The organism is Haladaptatus sp. DYSN1, from assembly GCF_029489995.1.
GTDB lineage: Archaea > Halobacteriota > Halobacteria > Halobacteriales > Halococcaceae > QDMS2.
On sequence record NZ_CP120470.1, the window covers coordinates 1,887,287 to 1,903,746 of the forward strand.

The 16,460-nt window shown below is 63.5% G+C and carries 22 protein-coding genes; 15 read left to right on the top strand and 7 right to left on the bottom strand.

Annotated elements, in window-relative coordinates; genetic code table 11:
• Nucleotides 1-82: 82 nt before the first annotated feature.
• From ilvB to P0648_RS10105, 8 genes are read left to right on the top strand one after another with little or no spacing between them, the layout of a single operon-like run.
• Entirely contained in the window at nucleotides 83-1,843 is a 1,761-nt protein-coding gene (gene ilvB / locus P0648_RS10070) for a biosynthetic-type acetolactate synthase large subunit (protein ID WP_277503836.1), read from the top strand.
• A complete protein-coding gene (gene ilvN, locus P0648_RS10075) occupies nucleotides 1,840-2,499 on the top strand; it encodes an acetolactate synthase small subunit (protein WP_276247379.1) in 660 nt (219 codons plus the stop codon). The genes ilvB and ilvN overlap by 4 nt, the downstream gene beginning before the upstream one ends.
• Nucleotides 2,496-3,551 (top strand): ketol-acid reductoisomerase, encoded by a 1,056-nt coding sequence (gene ilvC / locus P0648_RS10080; protein ID WP_276247378.1) that lies wholly within the window; start codon nucleotides 2,496-2,498, stop codon nucleotides 3,549-3,551. The genes ilvN and ilvC overlap by 4 nt, the downstream gene beginning before the upstream one ends.
• Entirely contained in the window at nucleotides 3,544-3,768 is a 225-nt protein-coding gene (locus P0648_RS10085; protein WP_276247377.1) for a hypothetical protein, read from the top strand. The genes ilvC and P0648_RS10085 overlap by 8 nt, the downstream gene beginning before the upstream one ends.
• Nucleotides 3,761-5,182 (top strand): 3-isopropylmalate dehydratase large subunit, encoded by a 1,422-nt coding sequence (gene leuC / locus P0648_RS10090; protein WP_277503839.1) that lies wholly within the window; start codon nucleotides 3,761-3,763, stop codon nucleotides 5,180-5,182. The genes P0648_RS10085 and leuC overlap by 8 nt, the downstream gene beginning before the upstream one ends.
• Complete coding sequence (gene leuD / locus P0648_RS10095) at nucleotides 5,179-5,790, top strand: 3-isopropylmalate dehydratase small subunit (RefSeq protein ID WP_276247375.1); 612 nt, start codon at nucleotides 5,179-5,181, stop codon at nucleotides 5,788-5,790. Before leuC ends, leuD begins: the two co-directional genes overlap by 4 nt.
• The gene (locus P0648_RS10100) at nucleotides 5,783-6,763 is read left to right on the top strand and encodes an isocitrate/isopropylmalate dehydrogenase family protein (protein WP_277503842.1); all 981 of its coding nucleotides are present in this window, start codon (nucleotides 5,783-5,785) and stop codon (nucleotides 6,761-6,763) included. The genes leuD and P0648_RS10100 overlap by 8 nt, the downstream gene beginning before the upstream one ends.
• A gap of 41 nt (nucleotides 6,764-6,804) precedes the next feature.
• Nucleotides 6,805-6,954, top strand: a complete 150-nt coding sequence (locus P0648_RS10105; RefSeq protein WP_276247373.1) for a hypothetical protein — start codon at nucleotides 6,805-6,807, stop codon at nucleotides 6,952-6,954.
• Here P0648_RS10105 and P0648_RS10110 read toward each other — a convergent pair.
• The 4 genes from P0648_RS10110 to P0648_RS10125 all read right to left on the bottom strand — a co-directional run bounded on the left by P0648_RS10110 (nucleotide 6,951) and on the right by P0648_RS10125 (nucleotide 8,937).
• The gene (locus P0648_RS10110; RefSeq protein ID WP_276247372.1) at nucleotides 6,951-7,406 is read right to left on the bottom strand and encodes a DUF5799 family protein; all 456 of its coding nucleotides are present in this window, start codon (nucleotides 7,404-7,406) and stop codon (nucleotides 6,951-6,953) included. The genes P0648_RS10105 and P0648_RS10110 overlap by 4 nt on opposite strands.
• Before the next feature lie 40 nt (nucleotides 7,407-7,446).
• A complete protein-coding gene (locus P0648_RS10115; protein ID WP_276247371.1) occupies nucleotides 7,447-7,872 on the bottom strand; it encodes an OsmC family peroxiredoxin in 426 nt (141 codons plus the stop codon).
• 81 nt (nucleotides 7,873-7,953) lie between these two features.
• Nucleotides 7,954-8,676, bottom strand: a complete 723-nt coding sequence (locus P0648_RS10120) for a metal-dependent hydrolase (RefSeq protein ID WP_276247370.1) — start codon at nucleotides 8,674-8,676, stop codon at nucleotides 7,954-7,956.
• 54 nt (nucleotides 8,677-8,730) lie between these two features.
• Complete coding sequence (locus P0648_RS10125) at nucleotides 8,731-8,937, bottom strand: hypothetical protein (protein WP_276247369.1); 207 nt, start codon at nucleotides 8,935-8,937, stop codon at nucleotides 8,731-8,733.
• 80 nt (nucleotides 8,938-9,017) lie between these two features.
• Between P0648_RS10125 and P0648_RS10130 the strand changes: the two genes are divergently transcribed.
• Entirely contained in the window at nucleotides 9,018-9,392 is a 375-nt protein-coding gene (locus tag P0648_RS10130; protein ID WP_277503846.1) for a helix-turn-helix domain-containing protein, read from the top strand.
• Entirely contained in the window at nucleotides 9,389-9,664 is a 276-nt protein-coding gene (locus P0648_RS10135) for a hypothetical protein (RefSeq protein ID WP_276247367.1), read from the top strand. The genes P0648_RS10130 and P0648_RS10135 overlap by 4 nt, the downstream gene beginning before the upstream one ends.
• 14 nt (nucleotides 9,665-9,678) lie before the next feature.
• Here the strand turns inward: P0648_RS10135 and P0648_RS10140 are convergent, their stop codons facing one another.
• Nucleotides 9,679-10,248 (bottom strand): DoxX family protein, encoded by a 570-nt coding sequence (locus P0648_RS10140; RefSeq protein ID WP_277503849.1) that lies wholly within the window; start codon nucleotides 10,246-10,248, stop codon nucleotides 9,679-9,681.
• Nucleotides 10,249-10,357: 109 nt separating this feature from the next.
• A complete protein-coding gene (locus P0648_RS10145; RefSeq protein WP_277503851.1) occupies nucleotides 10,358-11,275 on the bottom strand; it encodes an alpha/beta fold hydrolase in 918 nt (305 codons plus the stop codon).
• A gap of 92 nt (nucleotides 11,276-11,367) precedes the next feature.
• On the opposite strand from P0648_RS10145, the gene P0648_RS10150 reads away from it, so the two are divergent.
• Entirely contained in the window at nucleotides 11,368-11,892 is a 525-nt protein-coding gene (locus tag P0648_RS10150) for a gluconate 2-dehydrogenase subunit 3 family protein (RefSeq protein ID WP_276247364.1), read from the top strand.
• Nucleotides 11,889-13,478: a GMC family oxidoreductase gene (locus P0648_RS10155; protein ID WP_277503852.1), complete on the top strand. Its 1,590-nt coding sequence runs from the start codon at nucleotides 11,889-11,891 to the stop codon at nucleotides 13,476-13,478. Before P0648_RS10150 ends, P0648_RS10155 begins: the two co-directional genes overlap by 4 nt.
• Nucleotides 13,479-13,481: 3 nt before the next feature.
• On the opposite strand, the gene P0648_RS10160 is transcribed toward P0648_RS10155, so the two are convergent.
• A complete protein-coding gene (locus P0648_RS10160) occupies nucleotides 13,482-14,069 on the bottom strand; it encodes a hypothetical protein (RefSeq protein ID WP_277503853.1) in 588 nt (195 codons plus the stop codon).
• A 166-nt stretch (nucleotides 14,070-14,235) separates the two neighbouring features.
• Between P0648_RS10160 and hisC the strand changes: the two genes are divergently transcribed.
• From hisC to P0648_RS10175, 3 genes are read left to right on the top strand one after another with little or no spacing between them, the layout of a single operon-like run.
• Nucleotides 14,236-15,309, top strand: coding sequence for a histidinol-phosphate transaminase (gene hisC / locus P0648_RS10165; RefSeq protein WP_277503854.1), 1,074 nt, complete (start codon nucleotides 14,236-14,238; stop codon nucleotides 15,307-15,309).
• On the top strand, nucleotides 15,306-15,815 hold the full coding sequence (locus P0648_RS10170; RefSeq protein ID WP_277503855.1) for an adenylate kinase family protein: 510 nt from the start codon (nucleotides 15,306-15,308) through the stop codon (nucleotides 15,813-15,815). The genes hisC and P0648_RS10170 overlap by 4 nt, the downstream gene beginning before the upstream one ends.
• Complete coding sequence (locus P0648_RS10175) at nucleotides 15,812-16,420, top strand: CDP-alcohol phosphatidyltransferase family protein (protein WP_277505871.1); 609 nt, start codon at nucleotides 15,812-15,814, stop codon at nucleotides 16,418-16,420. The genes P0648_RS10170 and P0648_RS10175 overlap by 4 nt, the downstream gene beginning before the upstream one ends.
• Nucleotides 16,421-16,460 lie beyond the last annotated feature (40 nt).

Sequence of the window (16,460 nt, forward strand, 5' to 3'; positions counted from 1 at the left end):
CAGCACTCGCTATCCCGATGACCCCTGCGACCACGACACGACAGATGAACCGACGACCGACACCACCACAGGAGGCCCACACATGAGCGAACGTGCAACCTCCTCGTATCAGGAACCGACCGAGGAACAGCCACCAGAGCAATCGAAGCAAAAACCCGTCACGAACGGCGCACAATCCGTCGTTCGGGCGCTCGAAAACGCCGGCGTCACGCACCTGTTCGGCGTCCAGGGCGGCGCAATCATGCCCGTCTACGACGCGTTGTACGACTCAGAGATGACGCACGTGATGATGGCCCACGAGCAGTCTGCGGCCCACGCCGCGGACGCCTACGGCATCGTCTCCGGGAAACCCGGCGTGTGTCTCGCCACCTCCGGCCCCGGCGCGACGAACCTCGTCACCGGCATCGCGGACGCCAGCATGGACTCCGACCCGATGATTGCGCTCACGGGACAGGTTCCGTCCGACATGGTCGGCTCAGACGCCTTCCAGGAGACGGACACCACGGGCGTCACCGCGCCCATCACCAAGGCGAACTACTTCGCCTCGGACACGGATACCGTCGGCGACGTGGTCGGCGAAGCGTTCGCCATGGCCGCGACGGGCCGACAGGGGCCGACGCTCGTCGACCTCCCGAAAGACGTGACGAACGCGCCGACCGACCGCGAGCCCGGCCCTGCGCGCACGCCATCGACCTACAATCCCCGGACGGACCCGGACGACGAAGCAGTCGAGACTGCTGCGACAGCGCTCGCGAACGCCGAGAAACCCGTCATCCTCGCCGGTGGCGGCGTCATCAAGGCGAACGCAACGGCGGAGTTGCGCGAGTTCGCAATCGCCCACGAGATTCCAGTCGTCACGACGATGCCCGCCGTGGGCGCGTTCCCCGAAGACCACGAACTCTCGATGGAGATGGCCGGGATGCACGGCACTGGCTACGCCAACATGGCCATCACCCACTGCGACGTGATGCTCGCCGTCGGGACGCGCTTCGACGACCGTCTGACCGGTGGCGTGGACACGTTCGCCCCCGAGGCCGAAATCATCCACATCGACATTGACCCGGCGGAAATCTCGAAGAACGTCTACGCGGACTACCCCGTCATCGGTGACGCGGGGACCGCGCTCTCGCGACTCCACGAAGCGATACCGGGCGAACCGGACGCAGACGAGTGGCGCGAACAGTGTCAGACCTGGAAAACCGAGTATCCGATGGACTACGGGACGCCAGACGACGAACCGCTCAAACCGCAGTTCGTCGTCGAGGCGATGGACGCCGCGACTGATTCGGACACCATCGTGACCACCGGCGTCGGCCAGCACCAAATGTGGGCCGTCCAGTACTGGACCTACACGGAACCGCGGACGTGGGTTTCCTCCCACGGCCTCGGCACGATGGGCTACGGCCTGCCCGCCGCCATCGGCGCGCGACTGGCCGCCCGCGAGGACCAGACCGTCGTCAGTTTCGAGGGAGACGGCTCCTTCCTGATGACGCTCCAGGAACTCTCGGTGGCCGTCCGTGACAACATGGACATCACCGTCTGTGTGCTCAACAACAAGTACATCGGCATGGTCCGCCAGTGGCAGGACGCCTTCTTCGAAGGTCGCCACTCAGCCTCCGACTACGGCTGGTGTCCCGAGTTCGACAAACTGGCAGAGGCGTTCGGCGCGAAAGGCTTCCGCGTCGACGAATACGACGAAGTCGCGGACACCATCGAGGCTGCCCTTGATTACGACGGCCCCTCGGTCATCGACTTCCACATCGACCCCGGCGCGAACGTCTACCCAATGGTCGCGAGCGGCGGTGCGAACGGCCTGTTCGCCCTCTCGGAGGACCAGCTATGACGCAAGGACTGCAAGGCCCACGACCAGAGGAACGACCGCACCCAGACGGCAGACGCAACGCCCAGGGCGAGCGTATCGACCCGGTTGCGGAGGCAGCACAGGAGACGCGACAGGCGACCGTCTCCGCGCTCGTCGAACACGAACCCGGCGTGCTGTCGCTCGTCTCCGGGCTGTTCAGCCGCCGCCAGTTCAACATCGAGAGCCTGACCGTCGGCCCGACGACGGTCGACGGCCACGCCCGCATCACCCTCGTCGTCGAGGAGACGGACGCGGGCATCGACCAGATAAAGAAGCAACTGGCGAAGCTGAAACCATCCATCGCCGTCGGCGAACTCGGCACGGACGCCGTCCGCGCGGAACTGGTCTTGCTCAAAGTCCAAGGCCACGAACCGGACAAGGTCCACGCCATCACCCAGATGTACGAGGGTCAGACGTTAGACGCCGGTCCCCGAACCATCACCGTCCAGATAACTGGCGACCAGCGGAAAATCGACGACGCCGTCGATGCGTTCCGTCAGTTCGGCATCATCGAAATCGCCCGGACGGGCCAGACCGCACTGGCGCGCGGCGACACCCCGACGACTCCGGGTGAGTCGCCCGCCGCCTCAGCAGAGAGCACCGCACCAGCAAACTCCACCCCAAATTCAGACCAATGACAGACGAAGACGAATTCACCACGACCGTATACTACGACAACGACGCAGACGACTCACAGTTACAGGGCAAGACCGTCGCCGTCCTCGGCTACGGCAGTCAGGGCCACGCCCACGCACAGAACCTCGCAGAGAGCGGGGTCGACGTGGTCGTCGGCCTGCGAAAGAACTCTTCCTCTCGCAAAGCCGCAGAGGAAGACGGCCTGCGCGTCACGAACCCGGTGCAGGCGGCAGCAGAGGCAGACATCGTCTCCGTACTCGTCCCGGACACCGTCCAGCCAGCCGTCTACGAGCAAATCAAGGACGAACTGGAACCGGGTAACACCCTCCAGTTCGCCCACGGCTTCAACATCCACTACAGCCAAATCGAGCCAAGCGAGGATATCAGCGTGACGCTCGTCGCGCCGAAGAGTCCCGGCCACCTCGTGCGCCGCAACTACGAGGCCGGACAGGGGACGCCCGGACTCGTCGCCGTCCACCAGGATGCGACCGGTGAGGCCAAAGAAGAGGCGCTCGCCTACGCGAAGGCAATCGGCTGTACTCGCGCTGGCGTCATCGAGACGACCTTCCGCGAGGAGACGGAGACTGACCTGTTCGGCGAACAGGCCGTCCTCTGTGGCGGGGTCACGAGCCTCGTCAAGCAGGGCTACGAGACGCTGGTCGATGCGGGCTACAGCCCCGAGATGGCGTACTTCGAGTGCCTGAACGAACTCAAACTCATCGTCGACCTGATGTACGAAGATGGCCTCGGCGGCATGTGGGACTCCGTCTCCGACACGGCGGAGTTCGGCGGACTGACCCGCGGCGACGAAATCGTGGACGAACACGCCCGCGAGCGCATGGAGGACGTCTTAGAGCGCGTCCAGAACGGCACGTTCGCCCGCGAATGGATCGTCGAGAACCAGGCGGGTCGCCCGAGCTACAACCAGCTGCGCCACGCAGAGAAGAACCACGAAATCGAGCAGGTCGGCGCACGCCTGCGCGACCTGTTCGCGTGGAGTGAGCAGGAACAGGAAGACGAGACGGAGAAAAAACGGGTGAAGACAGATGCGTAAGACGATGAAGGAGATCAGTCACACGAACCCCTACACCGGCAAATCGTTCGGCGAGGGGATGGTGTACCGACGAGGCGTCGTCATCACCGACGGCGGGCACGACCCGGAACGCGAGGAGGAGCCGGAGAAGATGAAAGACGTAGACCACGAACCGCCGAACGGAGAGGGGGCCAACCCCGTCTTCGAGCGCGGACCCGACGTAGACGACGATGAGTGAGGGAACGCTGTACGACAAGGTGTGGGACCGCCACAAGGTGACGACGCTGCCCAACGGACAAGACCAGTTGTTCGTCGGCCTCCACCTCATCCACGAGGTGACGAGTCCGCAGGCATTCGGCATGCTCAGAGAACGCGACCTCGAGGTCGCCTACCCGGAGCGCACCTACGCGACGGTTGACCACATCGTCCCGACGGCGGACCAGTCGCGGCCGTTCGCCGACGACGCCGCAGAGGAGATGATGAGCGAACTGGAGGAAAACGTCCGCGACGCTGGCATCCAGTTCGCAGACCCGAACTCCGGGAACCAGGGCATCGTCCACGTCATCGGGCCGGAGCAGGGACTCACCCAGCCCGGAACGACCATCGTCTGCGGTGACAGCCACACGTCCACGCACGGTGCGTTCGGTGCACTGGCGTTCGGTATTGGCACCTCGCAGATTCGCGACGTACTCGCCACCCAGACCGTGGCGATGGAGAAAAAGAAGGTGCGGAAGGTCGAGGTCACCGGCGAACTCGGCGAGAGCGTCACCGCGAAGGACGTCGTCCTCACCATCATCAGCGAACTCGGCACCGACGGCGGCGTCGGCTACGTCTACGAGTACGCGGGCGAGGCCATCGAGAGCCTCGACATGGAGGGACGGATGAGCGTCTGCAACATGTCCATCGAGGGCGGTGCGCGTGCGGGGTACGTCAATCCCGACGAGACCACCTACGAGTACCTGCGCGAGACGGACGCCTTCGCAGATAATCCGGAGAAGTTCGAGCGCCTGAAGCAGTACTGGGAGTCGATTCGCTCCGACGACGACGCCGAGTACGACGACGTGGTCACCATCGACGGCTCGGAAATCGAACCGACCGTGACGTGGGGGACCACCCCCGGTCAAGGCGTCGGCATCAAACAGCCAGTTCCCGCCCCCGAGGACCTGCCTGCGGACAAGCAGGACACGGCTCGGATGAGTCAGGCGCACATGGGCGTCGAACCCGGTGAGACGATGGAAGGCTACAAAATCGACGTGGCCTTCCTCGGTAGCTGTACGAACGCCCGCCTGCCCGATCTGCGCGCGGCGGCGAAAATTGTCGAGGGTCGGCAGGTGCACCCGGACGTCCGGGCGATGGTCGTCCCCGGCAGCCAGCGCGTGAAAACCGCGGCCGAGGCCGAAGGCTTGGACGAAATCTTCCGCGAGGCCGGCTTCGAATGGCGGCAGGCCGGCTGTTCGATGTGTCTCGGGATGAACGACGACCAACTGGAGGGCGACGAAGCCTCCGCCTCGTCGTCGAACCGGAACTTCATCGGTCGACAGGGGAGCAAGGACGGGCGGACCGTCCTCATGAGCCCCGAGATGGTCGTGGCAGCGGCGGTGACCGGCGAGGTCACTGACGTTCGCGACTTAAAGGAGGTGGCTGAAGTATGACCGACGTGCCGAGCGTCAAGTTCGTCTCCGGGACGGGGATTCCCGTTCGCGGTAACGACATCGACACCGACCAAATCATCCCGGCGCGGTTCATGAAGGTGGTCACCTTCGAAGGGCTCGGGGAGTTCGCGTTCTTCGACCAGCGATTCGACGAACACGACGACCAGAAAGACCACCCGTTCAACGAGACGCAGTATCAGGGCGCGTCCGTCCTGGTCGTGAACAGCAACTTCGGCTGTGGGTCCTCTCGCGAACACGCCCCGCAAGCGCTCATGCGCTGGGGCATCGACGCCATCGTCGGCGAATCGTTCGCCGAGATTTTCGCGGGTAACTGCCTCGCACTCGGGATTCCAACCGTGACCGCAGACCACGAGACGGTCGCCGAGATTCAAAACTGGGTCGAGGCGAACCCCGACGAGCAACTCGACGTGGACGTGGCCGCAGAAACCGTCACCTACGGCGACGAGACGGTCTCCGTGACCGTAGACGACGCCCAGCGCCAGGCCCTCGTCGAGGGCGAGTGGGACACCACTGCGTTGCTGAAATCGAATGCGACTGCCGTTGCAGAGACCGCAAACGCACTGCCGTACATGGAGAGCGATGACTGAGAAAATCGCCGTGATTCCGGGCGACGGAATCGGCCAGGAAGTCACCCCTGCGGCGGTCGAGGTGCTCGCCGCGCTCGACCTCGGTTTCGAGTTCGTGGAGGGCGACGCGGGCGACGCCGTGAAAGCAGAAACCGGCGAAGCACTTCCAGAAGCGACGCGGCAACTCGCCGCAGCGGCAGACGCCACGCTGTTCGGCGCAGCGGGCGAAACGGCCGCGGACGTGATTCTCCCGCTTCGCGGCGTCGTCCAATCGTTCGCAAACGTCCGTCCGGCGACGGCGTACCCCGGCGTCGAGGCGCTCAAGCCGGAGACTGATCTCGTGTTCATCCGCGAGAACACGGAGGGTGTCTACAAGGGCATCGAGTCAGAAGTCGCTCCCGGCGTTCGGACGCTCACCCGCGTCATCACCGAGGACGCCTCGCGGAACATCGCAGAATTCGGCTTCGACTACGCCGAACAGAACGGCTACGACAAGGTCACCATCGCCCACAAGGCGAACGTGATGCGCCAGACCGATGGCCTGTTCCTCAAGACGGCGAAGCAGGTGGGAGACGAGCGCGGCGTGGACTACGACACCGCGCTCATGGACGCGCTGGCGATGCACCTCATCCTCCGCCCGGAGGAGTACGGCGTCGTCATCTGCCCGAATCTGGCAGGCGACATGCTCTCTGACCTCTCTGCGGGCCTCGTCGGCGGCCTCGGCTTGCTCCCGAGTGCCAACGTCGGGCCGGAGAACGCGCTGTTCGAACCGGTTCACGGGAGCGCCCCGGACATCGCCGGTCAGGGTATCGCGAACCCGACGGCGACGATTCTCTCGGGTGCGATGTTGCTAGACCACCTCGGCTACGGCGAAGAGGCGCGACGGGTGCGCAGTGCCGTCGAATCGATACTCGAATCCGGCCCGCACACGCCGGACCTCGGCGGCGATGCGTCCACGGAGGACGTGACGGCGGCCATCGTCGAACGCCTCTGAGGGCCCCTGATTTTATCACCCGTCGAGTGCTACCGGTTCGTATGCCTCGCGTGCACTTAGACGAGAAGACGCTCGACCGGCTGGACGGCCTCCGCCAAGAAGATGAGTCCTACGACGAAATCATCAACGAGCTCATCAATATCTATCAGGCCGAAGAACTGTCGCTTCACTACACTGGCGAAGAACTCTAGTCCTGTTCTGCGGCGACCCGCCGAACGTCGTCCCAGCGCCCGTTCTCCTGTAAGTGTTTCTGGAGCATGTCTGCGTACTCCTGAGCGAGCCGCTCTGCGTTACGAATTTCGGCTTCGTCCACGTCAGGCTCGTTGCTGCCGAGTCCGAGCGCGCTTTTGACCGACTTCATCATCCCCCCGGATTGCTTTTTCTGCGGTGGCCCGCCCATGCCGCCTTCCATCTGCTGGCGGATGTTATCGAGTTCGGGGACGATGTCCGGGAGTTTCTCGGTATTGGCGACGAGTCGCGCCTGGTCTGGATCCTCTGGATGCTCGATTTCGAGTTCCACGGCCATCATGATGAGGCCCCACTCCTGGCGGGTGAGTTGTGCCTCTGCGATGCGGTCTGCGAACAAGTTATCGACCGTCATGCGTGCGCCGACGATGCGGTCTCTCCACGGGCGCTCTGACATACGTATGGGTAAAATAAGCGGACGTATCAGGGTTTCCCCGTCAGACGAGTTTTGCGTTCATCTCCGTCTCGACGGCGGCGAGCGCCCGGGAGATGATGCAGTTTTCCTTCGCGGCGGTAGCAGCCTCGAGGAACTCGTCTTCTGACACGTCGGGGGCCTCCCCTTCGAGGTCGAGGACGATTTTGGTAATCGTTTGCGCTCCGTCCACCTTCTCCATGTGGACGTTGGCGGTCGCTTTCATCCGCTGTGGGTCGAAGCCGGCTCGCTGGAGGTTCGCGGCGACCTGCATGGCGAAGCAGGCAGCGTGGGCCGCACCGAGCAACTCTTCTGGGTTCGTCTCGTCGCCCTCCTCGAACCGGGCTTTCCAGGTATACGGCGCGTCGATGTGTCCGGACTCGGATTTGATGGTTCCACTACCCTCACGGAGCGTTCCCTCCCACACGGCCTCGGTTGAACGTACTGGCATGGTACGTCCGTTGTATTCGCAACACACTGGGATAACTGTGCTGCGTCATCGACCCACGAGCGCAAAAACGGAGAGTTTCGATTACTGGTCTGCGAGGTCGAACGTCTCGTCGCCGTCCAAAACGACGACTTCTGTGCCGCTGCCGGTCGCCGTCACTTCCTTCTTGAAGTCCTCCGGGTCCTGTTCGATTGGTGGGAAGGTGTCGTAGTGCATCGGGAAGGCGTAGTCTGCGTCGAGCCAGTCGGTCGCGATGGCGGCCTGCCACGGCCCCATCGTGAAGTGGTCGCCGATTGGCAGGGCGACGGCGTCCGGTTCGAGGTACGGGCCGATGACGTCGCGCATCTCGGTCATCAGGCCGGTGTCGCCAGCGTGGTAGAAGGTGTTGCTCTCCGAGTCGGACACCTGCGTTGGCTTCGTGTCACTGATGATGAATCCACCGGGCATCCCGCCGGAGTTCGAGTAGTCGGTCATGATGCCGTTCGTGTGGTCTGCGCGGTGCATCGTTACGTAGGCGTCACCGCACTCGACGGTTCCGCCGATGTTCATCCCGATGGTGTCTTCGTGGCCGAACTCGTCGGAAACGAACTCGGCGAGTTCGGGCGTCGCGACGACCGTGGAGTTCGTAAAGGACCCGGCGTCCGCGATGTGGTCTGCGTGCCCGTGTGTGAGCAACAGATACTCCGGTTCCGGGATGTCTTCAGGTGATTTCTCGGTCTTCGGATTGTCGAAAAACGGGTCGATGAGCAGACTCGTTTCCGCCACTTCCACGTACCACGTCGAGTGACCGTACCAGGTGAGTTTCATCGCAGGTTCACCTTACGGCGGATAGCACTTAATGGCTGAGGGCGGCCCAGTGCCTTACCGGAAAAAGAGGACGTAGCCACCGGCGACGAGCGCGGCGAGGAGGGCTGCTCCGAGCGTAAACCCGCTGAAGGGGGACGCCGTCGTCACATTCGTCGCTTCAGCAGCAGTGGTGGTGCCATTCGTGGTCGATTGCCCGACGGCGAGACCGACGCTCATCGTCCAGGCGACGCAAAGAACCGTGGTGACGACGAAACGGCGCATACCCACGAATCACGAGACTGGAACCTAAACGTTTGCATGGGCGGAGTAGTTATTATTCGTGAGCGACACGTCTCGGGTATATGGTTCGGGACTCCTGGCGGCGGACGGGCCCGGGGATACAGGCCGTTCTCGACACACTCGACGACCCGGTGAGTCGATCGCTGTTCCACCACCTCGCTGAACCCAAGACCGTCCAAGAACTCGCCGCGGAGGCGGGCGTGCCCCGTTCGACGACCTATCGGAAGATAAACCAACTGGAGGAGGCCTCGCTCGTCGAGCCGCTCGTCGAGATGCGGATGGACGGTCATCACACGACGCGGTATCGCCTCGCCTTCGAGGAGGTGACGTTCCGACTGGACGACGACCGCGAGTTGATCCTCTCTATCGTGCGACCGCCACAGACGCCGGACGAGCGTCTCTCTGCGCTCTGGCAGGAGGTGCGGAAGGGAACGTGACCATTTCCGTCACCGCACTCGTCGTCCTGAAGACACTCACGCTGGTCTTAGGCGGTCTCATCACATACTACGCATACAAAGCCTACCGTCGGACGGAGTCGCCCGCACTTCGGGCGCTCACCGTCGGATTCGCCATCGTCACGCTGGGAGCGCTGATGGCGGGATTTGCAGACCAGGTCCTCAGATTCGACGCGACGACAGTCGCGCTCATCGAGAGTTTACTCACGACGATTGGCTTCGCAGTGCTGGTCTACGCGCTGTACGTCGAGTAAGAAAAAGCTGGAATTTAGCCGAAGATGTACTGCAGGCGCGGGTAGCGTTCGACCAGCGGCACGCCGCCGATTTCGATGCGCTCTAAGTACGTGTCGAGGCCGAGGATGCGACCCGCACCGAACGCGGCCACCGCGAGGAAGACCAGCATGTACGCGAAGTCGCCGTTGATGACGCCGTGTTCGATGCTCCAGTTGCCGAAGTAGAACATGAGCATCATGAACGCGCCGAAGAACGCCGCGAGGCGGGTCAGCGCGCCGACGATGAGGCCGAGGCCGATGAACACTTCACCCCACGGGACAGCGATGGCGAGGAAGTCAACGAACCAGGCGGTCTGACCCATCCAGAGGAACATGTTTTCGAGCGGGTTCCCGTTAGTCGCCGCGACGTTGAGCAGGTAGCCCTGCGCGCTCCAGCCGGCCACGAGAACCTTCTCGATGCCCGCATTGAGGAACGCGACGCCCATCATGAGTCGAAGCGCGAGGACGAACCACGCGCTCAGGCTCGAGGCTTCGCTCCGAACGGTAATGCCGCCGAGACGGCTTTCGAACGTGTTGGCTCCGGTGAGGGGAGTGTTAGTTGCCATGTTATTCACCTACAGGTCTCAGTACGCAGATTGATAGTATATAAATGACAGCCGAGTCCCACCGGGTGAGAATCGGCAGCCTGTGCCCACCGGGTAGGCAGTACGCACCTCAATCAATCCGCATACCTGCTTCGAGCGGGGAGAGAAACGTCGTAAGTTCCTTCGCGACGCGCTCTGGGGCCTCGATAGCCGCCGCGTGACCGACGTCCGGCAGGACGATAAGGGCGGCGTCCGTGCCCAGGTCGGTGAGCGTCTGGTCTATCATCTTCTCCAGGATGACCTGGTCTGCGTCCCCGTAGAGGACGAGCGTCGGCGCTTCGAGGTCGCGAGCCTCGTCGGTGCCGGCGTTGACGCCATTGTCGTACGGCGAAATGTTGAAGTGGGCGTTGGCGTAGACGAAGTCGATGAACCCTTCCTGGGTGAACACGTCGGCCATGTGGGCGTCCAAATCGAACGCCTCCGGGACGGTATCGGCGAAGACGACGGTTTCGAAGTACTCCCGGACGGCCGCGACGTTCTCCGTCTCCATTGCAATTTTGAGCGGTGCGACTTGCAAGGCGTCGTTCGCCAGTTGTTCGCGGCTCGTAAGCGGTTCGGGTTCCGTGACCGCCCCTGACTCGTCTTTCTGCAGGACCGGATAGCCCCGTGTACTGACCGGCGAGATGAACGTCTGGGAACGAACGAGCTCCGGAGCCAGAAGTTCCAATTGCATCGCGATGGTGGACCCGCCAGACCAGGCGACGACGTGTACCGGTCCGAGGTCGAGCGTTTCGACCAAAGCCACGAGGTCCCGTGAGTAGTCGGCGACAGCGTCTACCTGCGATTCGTAGGACGACCCGCCACAGCCACGAAGGTCGGGTGCGAGGAGGTGAAAGTGCGAGTCCAGCGTTTCGAACAGCCGGTTCCAGTGACTGGCCGCAGAGAAATTCGCGTGGATGAACAGGAGGGGTGCGGTCTCGCCCTCGCGTTCACGGTAGGCGATTCGCTCGCAATTTGGTAATTTCACGTCGCGAGAGAGAACAGTCATGGTCGCACGTAGGAGTACCCACGTATAACCCTACCGCCGAGCGAACGGAAGGACAACGCATAAATTTAGGCTTACCTAATCCTCGTCGCACGATGGAACTGACGCGTCGAGACGCGATTGCCGCGCTAGCCGGTGTCGGCCTCGCCGCCGGGGGCGGGGCGGCTCTCCTCGCGAGCGGTGACGAGGAACTCGACACGTCGCTCGAAGAATCGACCGAGACGATGGTCGCTGTGGCCGAGATACTCTATCCGTCCGGGGTGACAGGTATCGAGGAGTTCGTCAAGACCTACGCGATGGGGCGGGTTGCAGACCGCGAGGCCTACCGCGACGAACTCGAACGCGCCTGTGCGGACCTGAACGAGACGGCGATGGCATGGTACGACGCTCAATTTGCCGAGTTGGACATGGAGACGAGAATCGCGCTGTTGACCGAGATGGGCATCCCCGAGGCGGAGGCGAGTAACGACCCAAAGGAAACCACGGCGAGACGCCTACGATACTACGTTTGGAACGAACTCCAGTATGCCCTCTACACCTCGCCGACCGGCGGGAAACTCGTCGGCATCGAAAATCCACAGGGCTACCCCGGCGGCCTGACGTACGCAGAGCACCCATGACCGAGGCCCAGCTTCCCCGAACGGACGTCTGCATCGTCGGGGCTGGACCCGCCGGTGCGCTGCTTGCAGATTCGCTCGCGGAGGCGGGCCACGAGGTGGTCGTCCTCGAAGCAGGCCCGCGGTTCGACCCCGAAAACCGAACCAGGCAGATGGAGCAGTCGATTCGGCCCGGTGACGACGACCGCTCGGTATGGGGGATGGGCGGCCCGCGTGACGCCTATTCAGCCACCGGCGAAAACTTCTACCCACTCAATCACTCCCGAGTGAAGGGCGTCGGCGGGAGCACGCTCCACTGGCAGGGAATGGTGATGCGGATGCCCAAATCCGACTTCGAGGCGACCGGTCCCGACGGGGGGCGCTGGCCCCTCGATTACGACGAGTTACGACCCCATTACACGAAAGCGGAACGCGAACTCGGCGTCGCGGGAGCCTCGGATAATCCGTTCGAACCGCCGCGCGACGAACCCTACCCGATGCCAGCGTTCGCGCCGTCGCACTCCGATTCGATTTTCGCAGAAGCGTGCGAGAAACTGGGCATCGCCACCCATGCCGTCGGCAACGCCCGGAACTCGGAGACCTACGACGGACGCTCTGCCTGTGTCGGGTACGGCACTTGCAAGCCGGTGTGTCCCTCCGGCGCGAAGTATTCCGCGGACGTGACCATCCGAAAGGCCGAGGAAAAGGGGGTCAGCGTCGTCACGGAGGCCCCGGTGCAGCGCCTCGAAACCGACAACTCGGGGACTACGGTCGAGGCAGCCGTCTACGTCAAAGACGGCGAGGAGCGAAGGCAGGAGGCCCGTCAGTTCGTCCTCGCGGCGGGCGGCGTCGAGATTCCCCGGCTGCTCCTGCTCTCTGCGTCCGACCAGCACCCGGAGGGCCTCGCCAATTCGAGCGGCGCGGTCGGGCGCTACTTCATGGACCACCTCTTCGCGGGAATGGGCGGTCGTTTGCCGACCCAGGAAACCCGGCAGAACCACGTCGGCTTCAACACGACCGAGAGCCACCAGTTCTACGACACCGACGACGACGCCGGCCCGATAAAACTCGAATTCCTGAACTACGCTGGCCCCTCGCCGGTCGAATTGGCGATGCACTCGGCTGAGTTCGGCGACGACCTTCTCGATTCACTCCAGTCGGCTTACGGGCATGACCTCGGCATCGGCGCACTCGTCGGGCAACCGCCCCGCAAGGAGAACTACGTCGGCCTCGACACCTCGAAAACCGACGACCACGGCAACCCCGTCCCAAACGTGCATTGGAGCATCGGAGAACACGAGCGCCGAACGCTCGCCCGCGCCAACGAAATTCAACGCGCCATCTTCGACGAACTCGACGTGGACGTGGGCTGGGTCGTCGGCCCGGACAACACCGGTCCGGCCTACCACCACATGGGCACGACCCGGATGGGCGCAAACCCCGAATCGAGCGTCGTCGATTCGCGCCTGCGAACCCACGACGTGTCGAACCTCACCATCGCGTCGAGCAGCGTGTTCGTGACCTCAGGGGCGATGAATCCGACGCTCACAATCGCGGCGCTCGCGCTCCGAGCGGCGGACTTCGTAGACGAATCGTTAAAACAGGAATGAGGGTTAGTCAGCCTTGCACGCGCACAACTTGCCGTTGTTGTAGGCGTCGAGGATGTCGTAGAGGCACTCGCCGTTTACGTGGACGCGGTCGCGTTCCTCCGTGCATTTGTTGGATAGCACGACTTTGAGTTCCCACTGACGCTGTGGTTCGTATCGGTCGGTTCCAATTTTCATGAACCCGGAGGTAGCTAACCAGCGGTCAGCGACGTACGGCACGCCCGCATAGCAGCGTCCGCCACCGATGCAGCGGTCTGCAGACCCGGCATAGCGGATGCACGAATCATCGGCCCCTGCGTATTGGTTGAGCTTTGCGGCGATGAGTTGCTTCGCAAGGATGAGCGCCTTGTCACCGCGGACTGGCTGTTCGAGGACGTTCTCGATCCAGAAGTCGCGGCTCTTTTCGACACCACCGATTTTGAGGGTATCAACGGGCCACGCCTCTGGGTGGTTCTTCCAGTAGCCCTGTGAGCGAGCACAGACTCGCCCGCAGCCGGCTGCCGCTGCAGTGCCCGGAATGCCAATCGATGCTGCCCCTGCGAGGAGCGCACCGTGTTTCAGTAATTTGCGTCGCGAAGTACGCAGTTCAGTCATGTGTAATACACCCAACTGAACAGTCCGTTTCAGTGTACTTTGTTACCAACGCTCTAGATTTTTCAACGGCAGGCTATCGCTGCGGTTAGGTCGTCTCATCACGAGAAATGCCAGCCTACCAACCGAGGTGGGTGCGTTTAAGGCGGCCCGCCGATAGCACACAGGTATGCAACCACGGGACCTCTCCTCGCACACCGCCTACCGCGCGGGACGCGGCATCGAGGAGGTCGCACGCGAACTGGGCCTCGACCCGGAAAATCTGGTGAAACTCTCCTCGAACGAGAACCCACACGGGCCAAGCCCGAAGGCAGCACAGGCCGTCCGCGACGCGGCACCGACGATTCACACCTACCCGAAGACGTCCGCCGCAGACCTGACCGACGCCCTCGCCGAGAAGTGGGGCGTGTCCGCGCCGCAAATCTGGCTCGCAAACGGTGGCGACGGGGCGCTCGACTACCTCTCCCGGGCGATGCTCGAACCGGGCGACGAAGTCCTCGTCACGAAACCCGGCTTCGCCTACTACGGCATGAGCGCCCGGTACCACCACGGTGAGGTCAACGAATATCCCCTCCAGAAGGACGCCGACTTCGAGCAGACGGCGACCGACGTCCTCGACCACTACGACGGCGAGCGCATCATCTACCTCACGAGTCCGCACAACCCGACCGGTTCAGAGATGCCGCTCTCAGAAGTCGAGAAGGTCGCAGCGGGAACCGACGACCAGACGCTCGTCGTCGTGGACGAGGCTTACGGTGAGTTCTCCGAGACGCAAAGCGCCGTCTCGTTACTCGTAGAACGTGACGACGTCGCCGTCCTCCGAACGTTCTCGAAGGCCTACGGCATCGCTGGCCTGCGACTTGGTTACGCCGTCGTTCCCGACGCGTGGGCCGACGCCTACGCCCGGGTGAACACGCCCTTCGCCGCGAGCGAACTCGCCTGTCGGGCCGGCCTCGCGGCGCTCTCCGACGACGAACACGTCAAGAAATCCGTCGAGACAGCAGTGTGGGCACGCGAGTACATCTACGAGCACCTCGATGCCCCGACGTGGGAGAGTGCCGGCAACTTCGTCCTTGCGGAGGTGGGCGACGGCTCGAAAGTTACCCGCGCCGCCCAGCGCGAGGGCATCATCGTCCGAGACTGTTCGAGTTTCGGTCTGCCCGAGTGTATCCGCATCACCTGTGGGACCACGGAGACGACCAAACGCGCCGTTGCGGTGCTAAACGAGGTGCTCGCGCAGTGAGAGTCGTCGTCACCGGCACGCCCGGAACCGGCAAGACGACGGCGACGGACCTGCTCGACACGGACCTCGACGTCGTCCACCTGAACGACGTGATTCGCGAGGAGGACGGTCTCTACTCGGAGGTCGACGAAGAACGCGACAGCCTCGTCGCCGACTTAGACGCAGTCCGCGAGTGGCTGGGCGACCGCGACGACGTGCTGGTCGATTCCCACCTGGCACACCACCTGGAGGCCGACAAAGTCGTCGTGCTTCGCTGTCGGCCCGACCTGCTCGAACAGCGCCTGCGCGACCGCGGCGAACCGGACGCGAAGGCCCGCGAGAACGCAGAGAGCGAAGCTCTCGACGTGATTCTCTCGGAGGCCGTCTCCGCCCACGGTCTCGACGCAGTGTACGAAATCGACACCACCGACCGACGACCCGAGGCGGTCGCCGCCGACATCGAAGCGGTCATCGCGGGCGACCGCGAGCCGTCCGCGGGTGCGGTCTCCTTCATCGACTACCTATAATGCTCGACAAACTCAGACCGCTCGCCGACCGCGCACTCTCGCCCTTCGTGACCGCTGCCGCCCGTATGGGCCTCACGCCCGACGGGGTGAGCGTCGTCGCGTTCGTCCTCGCCATCGCCGCCGGCGTCGCCTACTACCTCGCCGGACAGACGCCAATCTACTACCTCGTCGGAGCCGTCCTCGTCTTCCTGAACGGATGGCTCGACCTACTCGACGGCGCGCTCGCTCGCAAACTGAACGTCGCCTCTCGCGCCGGTGACCTGCTCGACCACGTCCTCGACCGCTACGCGGACATCCTCGTCATCGCCGGCTTGATGGCGGGTATCGAACAGTACGCCCTCGGCTTCGCGGCCATCACGGGCGTGCTCATGACCTCGTATCTCGGGACGCAGGCGCAGGCCGTCGGCCTAGACCGCGTCTACGGTGGTCTCGTCGGACGTGCCGACCGATTAGCCATCATCGGCATCGTGACCGTCGTCGCCGCGTTCACGCAGGTGCAGGTCGCGGACCTCTCGCTCATCGGGGCGCTGCTCGCGTTCTTCGCGGTCATCGGGCACATCACGGCTCTCCAGCGATTTTATTACTCGATGCGCGCGCTGGCCTAAACCGCAGGCGGGCGGCCACCCGGCGTGCCATTTATACACG

Coding starts and splice junctions, on each gene's coding strand:
- P0648_RS10125 (WP_276247369.1), bottom strand. CDS start 8,937: ATGCGCCGTTTCGTCGTCACCACGGTTCTTTGCGTCGCCTGGACGATG.
- P0648_RS10110 (WP_276247372.1), bottom strand. CDS start 7,406: ATGTCAGAGCGCCCGTGGAGAGACCGCATCGTCGGCGCACGCATGACG.
- P0648_RS10145 (WP_277503851.1), bottom strand. CDS start 11,275: ATGACTGTTCTCTCTCGCGACGTGAAATTACCAAATTGCGAGCGAATC.
- P0648_RS10120 (WP_276247370.1), bottom strand. CDS start 8,676: ATGAAACTCACCTGGTACGGTCACTCGACGTGGTACGTGGAAGTGGCG.
- P0648_RS10085 (WP_276247377.1), top strand. CDS start 3,544: ATGCGTAAGACGATGAAGGAGATCAGTCACACGAACCCCTACACCGGC.
- ilvB (WP_277503836.1), top strand. CDS start 83: ATGAGCGAACGTGCAACCTCCTCGTATCAGGAACCGACCGAGGAACAG.
- P0648_RS10105 (WP_276247373.1), top strand. CDS start 6,805: ATGCCTCGCGTGCACTTAGACGAGAAGACGCTCGACCGGCTGGACGGC.
- hisC (WP_277503854.1), top strand. CDS start 14,236: ATGCAACCACGGGACCTCTCCTCGCACACCGCCTACCGCGCGGGACGC.
- P0648_RS10100 (WP_277503842.1), top strand. CDS start 5,783: ATGACTGAGAAAATCGCCGTGATTCCGGGCGACGGAATCGGCCAGGAA.
- P0648_RS10130 (WP_277503846.1), top strand. CDS start 9,018: ATGGTTCGGGACTCCTGGCGGCGGACGGGCCCGGGGATACAGGCCGTT.
- ilvC (WP_276247378.1), top strand. CDS start 2,496: ATGACAGACGAAGACGAATTCACCACGACCGTATACTACGACAACGAC.
- P0648_RS10155 (WP_277503852.1), top strand. CDS start 11,889: ATGACCGAGGCCCAGCTTCCCCGAACGGACGTCTGCATCGTCGGGGCT.
- P0648_RS10160 (WP_277503853.1), bottom strand. CDS start 14,069: ATGACTGAACTGCGTACTTCGCGACGCAAATTACTGAAACACGGTGCG.
- ilvN (WP_276247379.1), top strand. CDS start 1,840: ATGACGCAAGGACTGCAAGGCCCACGACCAGAGGAACGACCGCACCCA.
- P0648_RS10150 (WP_276247364.1), top strand. CDS start 11,368: ATGGAACTGACGCGTCGAGACGCGATTGCCGCGCTAGCCGGTGTCGGC.
- P0648_RS10115 (WP_276247371.1), bottom strand. CDS start 7,872: ATGCCAGTACGTTCAACCGAGGCCGTGTGGGAGGGAACGCTCCGTGAG.
- leuD (WP_276247375.1), top strand. CDS start 5,179: ATGACCGACGTGCCGAGCGTCAAGTTCGTCTCCGGGACGGGGATTCCC.
- P0648_RS10140 (WP_277503849.1), bottom strand. CDS start 10,248: ATGGCAACTAACACTCCCCTCACCGGAGCCAACACGTTCGAAAGCCGT.
- leuC (WP_277503839.1), top strand. CDS start 3,761: ATGAGTGAGGGAACGCTGTACGACAAGGTGTGGGACCGCCACAAGGTG.